Here is an 11816-nt window from a genome sequence, read left to right as displayed (position 1 = left end):
GGCCGCCGCCTCCGCGTTCGGGGGGGGGGGGGGCCCGGGGGGGCGCGGGGGCCCCCGGCCGGGGGCTTGCGTGGTGTTCAGGCGGCGGTGTCGGGCCGCTGGCTGGCGATGGCCTGGGCCTCGACCTCGGCGAGCTGGTAGCTGCCGTTGTCCGCCTTGCCGAGCGCTTCCAGGAGCAGCAGGTATTCGACGTGGTGCCGGGACGGCTCCTCCCACAGGAAGACGTGCCGCATCCGCGCGTTGTCGTACTGCTTGGGCTCGCTGATGGCGTCCTCGAAGGCGGCCGCGACCTGTGCGAACACGATGTTGGGGAGCCGGTTCTTGGCGAAGGCGGCGGCGAGGTCGGCGGCCGACTCCTTGGCAGGGTCCTTCGCGCCGAGCAGTGCGGCGAGGGTCTCGGTGCGCTGCTTGTCGGCCCATTTGCCGTAGAGGCGGGGCAGTTCGAGCATGATCCGCACGGCGAACTCGCGGGCCTCCTCGGGCAGGGTCTTGCCCCGTACGAGCCGCTTGATGAACTCGCGCCTGGGTCCGGCCGCCGCCTTCCAGGCCCGGTTGTGCGCGGTGGTCCGGGCGCGTTCTTCGGCCTGCTGCTTGTCGGCCTCCGTCTTCGGCTTCTTCGGGGTGGGGCGGACCTTGTGCCCGTGGGCGGCCGGGTCGGCGCAGTGCCACACCGGCTGGTGCTCCTCATCCAGCCGGGCGCTGTGGCCGTGACAGCCCTTGTGGTTGTCCTCGGTCAGCAAGTTGCCCAGGGACGTGGTCAGCTCGGTGAGCGGCCGGGAGGGGTCCTTCTCGCCGTACGAGGGTGCGCGCAGCAGTGGGATGCCCGCCGCCTTCAGGTCCTCGATCGCCTTGGCCCGGGACGCGGCGTCCTCCTGTTCGGCCTTGAGCTGCGCGAACGCCTGGTCCCAGTGGCCGCGTCCGCCGCCGCCTTCGTCCTGATCACGCTTGAGCGCGGCCAGGAGACGGTTGTCCGCTCCTCGGATGCTCTCGACTTCGGCGAGCTGGGCGGTCTGCTCCAGGTCCATGCCTCCGGCCGCCGCCCGGCGCAGGGTGGCGTCATCGAGCTTCTGCGCCGCCTTGGCCTGCTTGGCCGCATGGCGCCCGACCCCCAGCGCTTTGGCGGCGCGGCCGCGCTCGACATCATCCATTTCGATCAGGGCGAGTTCCTGCGACTTGAGGATGTCGCGCTCGCTCATGCCCTTGCGGTCCTTGTTCTCCACCAGGGACAGGAACTTGGTCCAGCCGTCGCGGCCGACCAGATCCGCACAGACGAACGCCTTGATCTTGCGGACGGGACGGCCGTCCTGCTCGGCGGTGGCGTTGGCGATCTGGAGCGCCTGGGTGCGCCTCCATCCCTTGAACGCGCCGAAGGTGCCGTCGCCTCGCGGGCGGACGCTGATGGGCTCCTCGACTCCGAGCTCCGTCACGGACTTGATCAAGTCGTCGTCCGGTTCGGTGTCCTCCTCACGGGCGTTGTACTCATCGCGCACCACGAGCTTCGGGTCGAGATAGACGATCTGCGGTGCTGCCTCGTCCTGCGGTGCGGAGTCGGTGGGCGGGGTCACAGCGGCCGTGGCCATGAGCGCTTCTCCTTCGTGCTGGGTGGCGAAAGGGGCGGTGGAGTGCACTGCCCGCTTGCTTCACTACTAATAATAGTGTGTTTTGGTTCTGTGTGAACCCGCCTCTGACCTGCGGCTTTTGGTGTCAGTCCGGTGCCGGGCAGGGAGGCAGAGGGAAGGTGCGCAGGGGGTTGCTGCGGGCGCACCGCTCGCAGTGGGATGCGGTGATCCGGTTCGCGGTGCAGGTGCCCCAGTCGCACTCGTACGCCTCGCGCGGGGCGCACAGCAGGCAGCGCCACAGGCTGATGCCGTGGAGCTCGCACGGCGCGTAGCGCGCGTGCGCCGACAGTGATGCGCGGGCCGGGCGGTGGCGGTCGAGCAGCGTGAAGTCGGCGACCGGGTACGTCACGCCCTCGTCGTGTATCCAGCTGAGGGGCAGCTGCGCGTAGCGCTCGGGCGTGGTGACGTAGGGGTGGCCGGCCCGGCTGTACACCTGGGCGAGATGGCCGGCGGCGATCAGGGTGCGCAGTCGGTCGGAGCTGAACTCGCTGAACGGCCCCATCATTCCCCCCCGGGGCGGCCTCCAGGCATCCCCGACCCTGGGCAAGCTGCGCCGCCCGCGCGCGGGGGGGCCCCGCTGGGCGGCGTCGAGTGCCTCGACGGCGGCGATGGCGGCCGCCGGGTTGGCGGTGAGCTCGCGCGCGCTGTCTTCGGCGGCCTCGCGGGCGGTGTGGTCACTGAGGGCGTAGCCGTGGAGCTGGTCCAGGACGCGGTAGCGCTCCTGGTGCTCGATGACGGCATATCGGATGGGGCGCTGCGGCAGAGCGCGGCTGCTGGGCATCGGGGAACTCCCTTCGTGCGGCCGTGGGGTGGGGTGAGGGTCGACCCGCGGGCCGGTCAGCTGCGGCGCTGCGAGGCGTGGGTGGAGATGACGTACTGGCCCAGGTCGCGCAGCCCGTTCGCGATGGTGTCCACGTCCGCGGGTGTGGGCGCGGTGTCGTGGCTGCGGGTGAACGCCTCGATCTTGTCGTTCCAGGTGAACCCCTGCCCGGCATGGAACTGCTCGACTTCGGGCGTGAGGCCGTCCGAACACGCGGGCCCGGCGACAAGGCCGTGGTCAGGGTCGGGAGCTACGGCGAACATCGGGATCCTTCTTCCGTGTTGCGGGGCTGGGCGATCAGGCCGCGCAGCCAAAGGGGCGGTCAGCGGGTGATGGTGGGGTCGGCTTCCAGGACGGCGAGCGCGGCACGGATGGCGGCGCGGGTCTCCCGGCTCGGCCGCGAATACGGGAAGCCCAGCGCGCGTACGACGTTGTCCAAGAACGCGTCGGACAGGGGGAGTTGGAGCCCGCCGCGGTAGAGCGCGACGGCGCTGGCGGTCGCGACGCGGCCCCGGTTGAAGGTGATGGCCTCCTCGGCGCTCACGTGCTCCCCGAGTGCATCGCGCGCGGTGGGCGGCAGGTGTGCGGCCCGCGCTGTGAGCGGGCGGACGGGGATGTGCAGGCGCGCCCGTCGCAGTGCGCGGCGCATCGTTCGAAACACGGCAACTCCTGGGCCGACTGGGCAGGTTGAGCGGCCCAAAAGGGGCAGCCAACTCGCTGCATCTAAATAATAGTGTGTTCTGGGATGGTGTGAACCCACCCCTGACCTGCGAGGAAAGGCGTGGAAGCTCGGGCCTACGGTGCGTTGGGTGTGTCGAGTGCCCGCAGGCCGGCCGCGCCGTCCAGATGGGCGACGGGCTTTGGGGAGGGGCCCGTCGCCCGCGTGGCGGGTGGGCAGGGGCCGGGTGGTGCTGGTGGGACTCGAACCCACGACCTAGGACATATAAGATCCGCGCTCTGCCAACTGAGCTACAGCACCGGGGAGGTGGCCCGCGAGGGGCGCCTCGGCCGTTGCGTCGGCCGGACGCCCCTCGCGGGGTCGGGCTAGCGGTGGGGCCGGAACTTGGGGTCTTCGGGGGCGAGGTCGGGCGCCGTGCAGTACTCGGTGTCGTCGGTGTCCGGGCCGATCCATCCGTCGGGGTGAGGGGCGGTGCAGTAGGCATCGAAGACCTCGGAGGCGGTGAGCGCTGTGATGGCGCCGCGCTCGTCCAGGCGCCAGCCGTACGCACGGTCCGCCGTGCCTTCGGTGCGGGTCCGCACGATGAGCCCTGCGGTATGCGGGGTGACAAGCCCCAGCGCGAGCACGTTGATGAGGCCCGTCGCCTCGGTCTCGTCGAGCGCGACCGTGCCGTCCTCGTCCGTGTCCGTGTCCGTGTTCAAGCTGGACCTGAGCGCCCTCGGGCCGGCGACGACGCTGCACACGAGATGGTGATCACCCTTGGGCGCCGCGTCGAGGACGCGGCGCAGCAGTGTCGCCGCGCGGGCGAAGGCCTCCTTGCCGAGATCCTCGTTGCAGATGGCGCAGTCACCGAGGCGTGCGAGCACCTCGCTCGCGTACTCCGAGGAAGCCTGGTTCTCCATCGCGGTGATCAGGTCGGCCCGGAGGTCGGATACGGACTGTCCGTCGTACGGGATGCCCGTTCCTGCCGCGGCGACTTCGGCGGTGAAGCGGGCGCGGCTGGCCGGGAGGTCGGGGTCGCGCCCGGTGTCGGTGCAGAACTCGGCGTACTCCTGCGGGTCGAAGAGGACGACGTCGGTGTGCGCACCCTGGCTGGCGCGGGCCGTCAGCAGGTCCTCCATGGCGGACAGGTAGGCCGCGAACGTGTCGAAGGTGAAGCTGTCGTAGCGCTGCATGGCGCGGAATGCGTCCTCGTCCGCGACCAGTCCGATGGTGCCGGAGATCTCGCGCCGCAGCGCGCGGCGCATCGCCAGGCGGCTGGTGCGTCCCGTGTCGTCCTTCGTGTCCGCGGGGGAGGCGTCGGGGTGGTCCTGGCGGTGCCCGGAGGGGCTCTCGGTGTTCATTACGTGCACGCCTTTCTCGTGGGCGAGTTGGGCCGGACCTCCCGGCGCATCTCTAATAATAGTGTGTATCTGTCGGGTGGCAACCCCCCCTCCTGAGGTGGCTGCTCACCCCGGCGTGGCCCGGGCGAATGCGGCCAGCATGGCGACTACCGCGTCGGGACGTCCGGATGCTTCGACCTCAACCCGGCCGTCCCATACGCCCACGGTGACGGTGACATGGGCGACCACCGCAAAGCCGCGCTTATCGGTCGTCTGGGTGTCGCGCTCCCAATGGACCCGCGCCAGTCCAGGCCCCTCCTCGACGCGCGCCCCGGGCAGCGCCTCGGCCACGGCATCGGTGATGACGCGCCGTGCGGCCTCCTCCGCACGCCGGTGGGCGACGAGTCGGGCCTCCTGCGCTGCGGCCTGGATGTGGAGCGGGACAAGGCGCCGGGTGATCTCGCGCGTCACGTGGCGGGCGCTGAGGGCGGTCACGCCGATTGACGGTGCGGTGACCTCGGAGTCGTCCGGCATCGCGGCGGAGATCTTCAGCCGGTCGGGGAGGCGGGCCTCGGGCTGGCACAGGCGCAGCGCCCGGCCGTCGTCATCGATGATGAGCCGCCCCAACCCGGCTCCGTACCCGGTCAGTTCGGCGGTCCGGCAATGCGTGCCCAGCAGCTGCGCCACCTCCTCGGTGAATGCGTCCAACTGGCTCTGTGTGCGCAACTCGATGTTCATGAGGCTCTGTTCACTCCTTCGGGATGTCGGGCGGTGCGTCGCGCGTCAACCGGGGGCGCGCCGCGCGGGACTGCTCGGCCTCTCGGCGGGCGTCCTCGGCGGTGTAGCCGGTGTCGCACCCGGGGCGGCACCATTCACCCGCGGGCGCCTGGCACGTGGCGCACTCCTCGTCGAAGTCCTCCGCACGCCACGGCCGCAGCGCGCTGTTCATGCGGAGGGCTGCCGTGCGCCGGGAGCCTGCGGGAGCTCGGGAGCGTTGGGGTGCGGTGTGCCGGGCGGGCCCTGTTCATCACCGGGCAAGGGGGCGGTGGTCCACAGCGGGAGCCCCAAGGGCGTACGGGCGGAGATGTCCGCGCGGTCCGGGATCTCTCGGTAGTCGGACACCTTCACGTACCCGCCGGGCTCGGTGTCGAGGCGGACCACATCGCCCAGCTCCTCCCAGTCGTCGACGACCTCCGCGGGCAGGTGGCCGAGGTCGCCGGCCTCCACCTGCACCGCGTACGCGGTGAGTTCCTCGCCGTACACTGCCCGCCATTCCCGCAGCACGGTGAACAGATGGCCGAAGTCGTCGACCAGGGCCAGGGCGCGCGCCTCGTCGGGGGCGGGGTCCTCCGCGTATGTGGGTGCGTCGGGGCGGGTGCGCTCGCCCAGGGTCATCAGCCAGCGTGTGGGCATGGTGGCTCCTCTGCTCGATGGCGGGCGGTGCGCCGCCCCTCAACAGCAATAATAGTGTGATTATGGGTGGTGTGAACCCCCTCTGAACTGCTAGTTCAGGGCGCATCAGCCAGATGGGGGCGGTGGCCGTACGGGTACTCGTTCTGCTGCACGCGCAGGGAGTGGGCTTCGGCGTCGGTGCGGCGGGCGCGTGCGCGTCCTTCGGTTGCGCGTGCCCGGTAGTACGGCCCCTGCCACAGCAGCACGTTCAACGCGCGGCTGAGAGAGGCGAGATGGTCGGCGAGCGCGAGCATCTGGGCAGGTTGTTCGGCGCGCGGAAGCCACCGTGCGGCGGTCCACCAGGCGGCAACGGCCTTGCGCCGAGCGGGGTCGGTCTCGTCTGCCAAGCGGTCCATGCGCGCGATTTCGTCCAGGCTGTGCTGCACGCTCCAGTCGAGGAACGCGAGCAGGGCGGGAGTGTCACGTTCGCGGGAAGCGTCCAGGATCGCGGGCACCTCTGGCAGCTGTGCGACGTGTTCTGCGCAGGCTTCCAGTACGGCGGTGAGCACATCCTCGACGCGTTCGGTTGGCGCATGGCCGGTGACGGAGTTCAGCGTATGCACGTACACCGTGGGGCTGTCGCGGCCGTCGTTGTAGAGGGTGAGGCTGCCGCGGTAGCCGGTGTGGCCGTGGGCGAGCCGTGGCTGGTCCCTGTCGGGGGCGGTGGTCTTGAAGCTGTTCACGGGCCCGAGACAGGCACGTACGGCGGTGAACTGGTCCCAGTGCCGCGGGTGGTGGGTGCCGGTGACGTACACGCTGCCGCGCATCGCGCCGCCGAGCTCGAACACGACGGCCTCGGACTCGAGAACCCGGCCGGTGGCGTACACGCGGCCGGCGGCGGTTTCGATGGTCAGAACCTCGGGGGACATGGCGACTCCTCACGGCGAAGGGCAGTGTGCGGCGGCTTGCCGCCCCGCGCTGCGCCGAAGGGGAGCGGCGGGCGCGGAGCGGCGGCGGTGCGGCCAGTGGCGGGCTGGCCGGTCGGGCCGTCCACGCCCCGGGCTACCGGGTCGGGGCGTGGACGGTGTCAGTGGGCTATGCGGTGGGCTGCTTGTGCGGGCGGAGTTTGCCCCGCTCGGTCAGGGCGGGGCTCTTGCCGCACGGGCAGTCGGCGTACCTGCGGCCGTGCATCCGGGAGAACTTCGCGCCGAGCGAATGGGCGTTGACCTGCCGGGCGGTCCCGGGGACCGGGGTCTTGTTGCTGCAGAACCCGTTGGGCAGGACGGCGGGCTTGTCGCTCATGAGCGCTCCTCGGCGGGCTGGTTGGGGCGGGGCAGGACGGGGGCGGGGTAGACGTCGGGCTGTATCCCGGTCGTGCCGGGGCAGGGGACGAATGCGGCCTCAAGCTCGGCGGTCTCCATCGGATGCAGCCACCTGTCCCGTACGGTCCAGCCGCAGGCGCGGGCAGTGGGCTCGCCGGTGACTGTGGTGGCGATCAGGACGGCGCTGCGCGTAGTGGTGCTGTCCAGCGCGTAGGCGAGCAGCATGCGCAGCGTGTTGAACTCGCGGTCATCCCCGATGGAGAGGTGGACCGGGTCGTGACTGATGAACAGTTCGGCGCTGGCCGCCAGAGGCGTGCGGTCGGCTCGCACCGCCACGAGGTGGAGCGTGTGTGTGCCTTCGCCGAGTTTCACGACCAGGTAGGGGAGGGCGGTCCGGGTCCGGTCCATGGCGGCCTGGAGGGCGGAGCGGTCAGGGCGGATCAGTTCGGGGCGAGCGGACATGAGGACTCCTCGCGGGACTGGGGGGCGGTGTTCGGGGTGGGTGCCGCTCGCCGGCGCCGGGGCGTGCCCGGGGTGCGGCCTGATTCCTGGCGCGCAGCCTGCTCCGCAGGCGCGTCGCGCTGCCGCTACGCGGCAGGTGCGCTTGCTGGAGCGCTCCGCGCTCCGTGGCCTGGGGGTTGAGCGCTCCGCGCTCTACCGGGGTGGGGGCGCGCTCCGCGCTTTGCCGGTTGGGCCCGTGCGGGCCGGGCCGTGGGGAGTTCCCCGGCCCGCACGGGGGCTTGGTCCGCCAAGGAGGCTCAGCGGGTGTTCAGGAGCATCAGGCGGCGGTGTGCCCTGGTCTTCATGTCGTCGTCGGCGCCTTCGAGTGCGGCGGCCGCGCGGGTCAGTTCCTCGGTCATGGTCTGCGGCACGCGCCGGTTGGTGTGGTGGTCCAGGTAGCCGGTGATCGCGCGCTCCGCCGCGTACGCGGTGGGTCCGACGCGCTTGGTCTCGGTGGCATACACCTCGGTGAGCGTGTCCAGTCGCTTCGCGTGGATGGTCTTCTTCTGCTTGGTGGCGTCCTCTTCGAGCGGCCACAGATCACCGATCACGCGGTGGAACTCGTCCAGTGCGAGCTTGGTGCGGGCGAGTGCGGTCTCCTCCTGGGCGAAGACCTCGTAGTACCGGAGCGACATGTTGAGCGTGCGGCGGGCCTCCTTGATCTGGCCGGTGGCCTTCGCGGTGTGGCGCACGGACCAACTGGTGAAGGCGTCCCGGACGGCGAACCGCTCGGTGTTGGCGCAGACGGGCCGCCACGGGGTCACGACGCACTGGAACTTGGCGCGCCCGGAGTGGTCGTTCATGACCGCGACATACGGGATCACGCTGTCCTTGATGCCGTCGGCGTCCACGGTCACGGTCTCGGGCAGGCGAATGGAGATGAACACCCGCTTCCCGCCGCGCAGCACTCCGGCGGACTCCCACGTCACTTCGGAGCTACCGACCAGCTCTTGCAGGAACTCGAATCCGGCCCGGTTCTGGATGGGCTCGTACCGGGCGCCGACGGCTCCGAGAGCGGCGCCGGTGTCGGTGCGCACAGTGTGGTGCTGGTCGGTGTGCTCGCGGATCTCGCCCTGCCAGTCGTACAGCGCGGGAACCGTGATCACCTGGAAGTCCAGGCCAGATCGGCGCAGCACTTCGTCAATGTCCGTGGTGCCGCCGGGGATGATCTGGCCGAGTCCGTGCCAGGCAGGGGCGGCGGCGTACAGCGCCACCTTGCCGTCGGCGGTCGTGTCGAGCCCGTGGTTCGCGAGGATTCCCGCAATCCGGCCTTCCGTGTCGCGGGAGATCGTGAAGACCTCGCCCCGGTCCCATCCGCTGGTCACCTCGTACCGGTCGCCTCCGAGGGGGCGCAGCTCGCCCCGGTCGATCCGGCCCTGAAGCGCGCTGGCCTCGTCGCGGACGCTCTGGATCTGGTCGGCCTTCTCGGCCGCGAAAGCGGTGTTGACGTCGGTCATGGTCTCGGTTCCCCTTCGGTGTTGGCTTCTGCGAGTCCGGGAGGCGGGGCCACCGCCCCCGAACAACTTCAATAATAGTGTGATATGGGTGGGTGTGAACCCCCATCTGACCTGCGGTGATTGCCCACTCCGGCCAGTGCGTGGGGCGGTGGGCGCATCCGCCGGCGCCTTGGGCCATGGGGCGGTGAGCACGGCGGCGTGCCGGTGCGGCAGCTGCACCGATGCGCCGCCGCAGGTGGGCCGTGCGCCTGTGGTGAGCGTGCCCGCCGCCCGGGCGCCGCCGTGGGGGGAGTACGGGGCCCAGGCGGGGGGGGGCCCGCCGGGGGCCGGGCCGGGGGGGGGCGCGCCCCCCCCGCGGGGCCGCCGGGGGGGGGGGGGCGGGGGCCCCGGGGGGCGCCGCCCCGGCCGGAGCCGTGGCCGGGGCGCCGCGCCCTGCCGAGGAGAAGACAGGGCGCGGCGGCTCGGTGCCGCTACGCGGGCGCGTGCGGCATGCGGGGGAGCGCTACGACAGGACCCTTACCGCCGTGGCCACCTCGGCACTGACGGCGGCCTCCATGGCTTCCTGCACCAGGGCGTTCAGGGCCTCGCGGATACGCGCCTTGCCACGCCGAGAGGCCGTCCCGGCGTGGGACTCGATCACCTCGAAGACCTCGACCATGGCCGGGCTCAACGCGAGCGGGGCAGGCAGAGCGCCCGCCTCGATGGCGTCCGCCTTGAACTGCTCGTAGACGCCGCACCAGCCGTTCTGATCCGCCAGGGTGTCAAGCTCCTCGACGGTGGCGGGCAGTGCGGCCAAGACCACTTCGGCATCGCAGCGGTACTGCGACCAGTTCTCGCCGATGAACTTGACCAGCGGGTCACTCGACGCGGCGAGAACCTCCCACGCGGCTTCCCCCGTCCGGTACTTGGCGTCGTCCGCCTTGCGCACCTCGTCGCGGTGCTCGTCGTACTGCCGGTCGCCCTCGGGAGTGCAGTCGTGCCGCTGCGGGAACTTCCCGGCGAGCACATCCCGAGCCGCCCGGTACTCCTGGTCGGCCTTCTCCAAGGCCGCGAAATACTTCTGTACGTCCGGGAGCATCCGCTCCGTGTCCTGCTCTGCCATTGCCGTTCCCCTTCGTCGTTGGCTTGTGCGGGTTCGGGGGCCGGGGCCACCGACCCCCGAACAACTTCAATAATAGTGTGTGTCCTGTGGGTGTGAAGCCCCCTTCGACCTGCGCGTTTACAGCGGGGTGCGGTAGTACTCAGAGTGGGGTGTGAGGCTGCCTCGCCCGGCGTCCATGACGACCGGCACGGGCTTGCCGTCGATCACATGGCACAGGCTGTAGCGCAGCTCGTGAGGTCCGCCAACCTGGCTGGCGACGGCTGTGATCGCGTAGACCCAGTAGAGCCCGTGCCGGTGCGTCCTGCTGCCGTGATACCTGACCTTCTGCCACAGCACGGGCTCGGCGGGCTGCGGGGCGGCGAACGACGAGATGGGCGCGTACCTCAGGAGCTGCCGGAAGGCGGTGCGCACCGTATGCGGGGCAAGCGGAACGTCTGTCATGGCCGGTCCGGTGTGGCCGGTACGCACACCCATGATCCAACCGAGCTCGAAGAACGGCTGAACCAAAGCCAGTTGAGCGCGGGACGCGCGCACGGCCCGAGGGTCGCCCTCACTGCGCGCCAACACGTCGAACGCGTGGTCGGCCTGCTCCTCCTCGCTGACGGTGGGCGGGGCTCCGGCCTCCTGCGCGCCCTCGGCAATGCGTGTCTCCATGGCTTTCTCCTTTGCGGTGGTGCCGGTTGGGCGGGGCGCCCCGGAAAGGGCGCCCCGTATGCGCTACTTCAGAAAGCCGCGCGACAGAAGAGCGTGGGCCGTAGTGAGCGCGACTCCTTCGGGCTTGTGAGTCCGATCGATACGCCTGATCTCTTTCTCCGTCAGTCCGAATCCGTCATCTTGGAATGCCTGATGCACGATCCGGTACGGACCATCACCCGTCGGCATTTCCAGCACGGCCCAACCGGCCACCACGTCAAACCGAATGCCGGTGTAGCGAGCATCCGCGTTGTGCACGATTACCGCGCCTGCTCGCTGGCACACGAGCGGAAGAAAGTTCGCGATCTTGCGCGCCATGACGGCAGCTTCCGTCACGGGCGCGTCCTGGCCCCCGTGCACGCGCCGGACGATTTCGCCCGAGATTTGGATCTCCACGGTTTCCCCTTCGTTGATCCCTTGCGGTTGCCGGGGGTCGCCTCCCCCTGCACTTCAAATAATAGTGTGAGACGGTGCTTGATCGGAAGACCCTGTTGCATGGTTAGTTGCACGGCATGTTGCACGGGAGGTTGCACGGTGAGTTGCACGGATGGTTGCGGCCGCTTCGGGCCTCCTGCTTCGTTACCCGTGGCCACGGGGCCGTCTGGTGGTGGTCGGGGTGCTGACTTCCCCCTCTGCTGCCTGCGTGCCCCGTGGCCGTGGTGAGAGAAAGAGACGAACGGCCCGGAGCGCGGACGGCATGGTGGGGTGGGGCCTGGTTTCTGGGTGTTGCGCGTCGGCTGGCCTCCGCGCCGCCGGTACGCCTCGTGTGTGGCTCGTACGGGCCCGGGTGGGAGGCCGGAGGCCGTACACCCGCCCACGGGCCCCACACGAGGCGTACCGGTGAGGCCCGGAGGGCCGAACCCTCTCCGCCCGGGTTCAACTGGACCCCGGAGGGGACCTGTTGAACCC

General features: G+C 70.6%; 15 protein-coding genes and 1 tRNA gene. All 16 read right to left on the bottom strand.

Annotated elements, in window-relative coordinates; translation table 11 throughout:
• Window positions 1–77: 77 nt before the first annotated feature.
• The 16 genes from JAO81_RS24840 to JAO81_RS24765 all read right to left on the bottom strand — a co-directional run bounded on the left by JAO81_RS24840 (window position 78) and on the right by JAO81_RS24765 (window position 11303).
• Window positions 78–1580, bottom strand: coding sequence for a ParB N-terminal domain-containing protein (locus JAO81_RS24840; RefSeq protein WP_199550142.1), 1503 nt, complete (start codon window positions 1578–1580; stop codon window positions 78–80).
• A 124-nt stretch (window positions 1581–1704) separates the two neighbouring features.
• Window positions 1705–2400, bottom strand: coding sequence for a hypothetical protein (locus JAO81_RS24835; RefSeq protein WP_199550141.1), 696 nt, complete (start codon window positions 2398–2400; stop codon window positions 1705–1707).
• Between the two features lie 56 nt (window positions 2401–2456).
• On the bottom strand, window positions 2457–2702 hold the full coding sequence (locus JAO81_RS24830) for a hypothetical protein (protein ID WP_199550140.1): 246 nt from the start codon (window positions 2700–2702) through the stop codon (window positions 2457–2459).
• 59 nt (window positions 2703–2761) lie between these two features.
• Window positions 2762–3100: a hypothetical protein gene (locus JAO81_RS24825; protein ID WP_199550139.1), complete on the bottom strand. Its 339-nt coding sequence runs from the start codon at window positions 3098–3100 to the stop codon at window positions 2762–2764.
• A gap of 245 nt (window positions 3101–3345) precedes the next feature.
• Window positions 3346–3418 (bottom strand) — tRNA-Ile (locus JAO81_RS24820).
• A gap of 65 nt (window positions 3419–3483) precedes the next feature.
• On the bottom strand, window positions 3484–4461 hold the full coding sequence (locus tag JAO81_RS24815) for a hypothetical protein (protein ID WP_307813639.1): 978 nt from the start codon (window positions 4459–4461) through the stop codon (window positions 3484–3486).
• A 105-nt stretch (window positions 4462–4566) separates the two neighbouring features.
• Window positions 4567–5178: a hypothetical protein gene (locus JAO81_RS24810; protein ID WP_199550138.1), complete on the bottom strand. Its 612-nt coding sequence runs from the start codon at window positions 5176–5178 to the stop codon at window positions 4567–4569.
• 10 nt (window positions 5179–5188) lie between these two features.
• The gene (locus tag JAO81_RS24805; protein WP_199550137.1) at window positions 5189–5389 is read right to left on the bottom strand and encodes a hypothetical protein; all 201 of its coding nucleotides are present in this window, start codon (window positions 5387–5389) and stop codon (window positions 5189–5191) included.
• Entirely contained in the window at window positions 5386–5853 is a 468-nt protein-coding gene (locus tag JAO81_RS24800; RefSeq protein ID WP_233415872.1) for a hypothetical protein, read from the bottom strand. The genes JAO81_RS24805 and JAO81_RS24800 overlap by 4 nt, the downstream gene beginning before the upstream one ends.
• A 95-nt stretch (window positions 5854–5948) precedes the next feature.
• The gene (locus JAO81_RS24795; protein WP_199550136.1) at window positions 5949–6761 is read right to left on the bottom strand and encodes a hypothetical protein; all 813 of its coding nucleotides are present in this window, start codon (window positions 6759–6761) and stop codon (window positions 5949–5951) included.
• A gap of 166 nt (window positions 6762–6927) precedes the next feature.
• Window positions 6928–7134: a hypothetical protein gene (locus tag JAO81_RS24790; protein ID WP_199550135.1), complete on the bottom strand. Its 207-nt coding sequence runs from the start codon at window positions 7132–7134 to the stop codon at window positions 6928–6930.
• Window positions 7131–7616 carry a hypothetical protein gene (locus JAO81_RS24785; RefSeq protein WP_199550134.1) on the bottom strand — a complete coding sequence of 162 codons (486 nt, stop codon included), beginning with the start codon at window positions 7614–7616 and terminating at the stop codon, window positions 7131–7133. The genes JAO81_RS24790 and JAO81_RS24785 overlap by 4 nt, the downstream gene beginning before the upstream one ends.
• 296 nt (window positions 7617–7912) lie before the next feature.
• A complete protein-coding gene (locus JAO81_RS24780; protein WP_199550133.1) occupies window positions 7913–9112 on the bottom strand; it encodes a DUF932 domain-containing protein in 1200 nt (399 codons plus the stop codon).
• Window positions 9113–9614: 502 nt separating this feature from the next.
• Entirely contained in the window at window positions 9615–10214 is a 600-nt protein-coding gene (locus tag JAO81_RS24775) for a hypothetical protein (protein ID WP_199550132.1), read from the bottom strand.
• A 117-nt stretch (window positions 10215–10331) separates the two neighbouring features.
• Window positions 10332–10868: a hypothetical protein gene (locus JAO81_RS24770; RefSeq protein WP_199550131.1), complete on the bottom strand. Its 537-nt coding sequence runs from the start codon at window positions 10866–10868 to the stop codon at window positions 10332–10334.
• 63 nt (window positions 10869–10931) lie between these two features.
• Window positions 10932–11303, bottom strand: a complete 372-nt coding sequence (locus tag JAO81_RS24765; RefSeq protein WP_199550130.1) for a hypothetical protein — start codon at window positions 11301–11303, stop codon at window positions 10932–10934.
• Window positions 11304–11816: the final 513 nt, after the last annotated feature.

This window comes from Streptomyces sp. N35, from assembly GCF_016464295.1.
Classification (GTDB): domain Bacteria; phylum Actinomycetota; class Actinomycetes; order Streptomycetales; family Streptomycetaceae; genus Streptomyces.
The sequence above is the reverse complement of the archived record's forward strand: the minus strand, read 5'-3'. Positions and strand labels throughout refer to the sequence as shown.

Bases quoted from the DNA above. Each gene is read 5' to 3' on its own strand.
- JAO81_RS24840 (WP_199550142.1), bottom strand. From the start codon at position 1,580: ATGGCCACGGCCGCTGTGACCCCGCCCACCGACTCCGCACCGCAGGAC.
- JAO81_RS24835 (WP_199550141.1), bottom strand. From the start codon at position 2,400: ATGCCCAGCAGCCGCGCTCTGCCGCAGCGCCCCATCCGATATGCCGTC.
- JAO81_RS24830 (WP_199550140.1), bottom strand. From the start codon at position 2,702: ATGTTCGCCGTAGCTCCCGACCCTGACCACGGCCTTGTCGCCGGGCCC.
- JAO81_RS24815 (WP_307813639.1), bottom strand. From the start codon at position 4,461: ATGAACACCGAGAGCCCCTCCGGGCACCGCCAGGACCACCCCGACGCC.
- JAO81_RS24810 (WP_199550138.1), bottom strand. From the start codon at position 5,178: ATGAACATCGAGTTGCGCACACAGAGCCAGTTGGACGCATTCACCGAG.
- JAO81_RS24805 (WP_199550137.1), bottom strand. From the start codon at position 5,389: ATGAACAGCGCGCTGCGGCCGTGGCGTGCGGAGGACTTCGACGAGGAG.
- JAO81_RS24800 (WP_233415872.1), bottom strand. From the start codon at position 5,853: ATGCCCACACGCTGGCTGATGACCCTGGGCGAGCGCACCCGCCCCGAC.
- JAO81_RS24795 (WP_199550136.1), bottom strand. From the start codon at position 6,761: ATGTCCCCCGAGGTTCTGACCATCGAAACCGCCGCCGGCCGCGTGTAC.
- JAO81_RS24790 (WP_199550135.1), bottom strand. From the start codon at position 7,134: ATGAGCGACAAGCCCGCCGTCCTGCCCAACGGGTTCTGCAGCAACAAG.
- JAO81_RS24785 (WP_199550134.1), bottom strand. From the start codon at position 7,616: ATGTCCGCTCGCCCCGAACTGATCCGCCCTGACCGCTCCGCCCTCCAG.
- JAO81_RS24780 (WP_199550133.1), bottom strand. From the start codon at position 9,112: ATGACCGACGTCAACACCGCTTTCGCGGCCGAGAAGGCCGACCAGATC.
- JAO81_RS24775 (WP_199550132.1), bottom strand. From the start codon at position 10,214: ATGGCAGAGCAGGACACGGAGCGGATGCTCCCGGACGTACAGAAGTAT.
- JAO81_RS24770 (WP_199550131.1), bottom strand. From the start codon at position 10,868: ATGGAGACACGCATTGCCGAGGGCGCGCAGGAGGCCGGAGCCCCGCCC.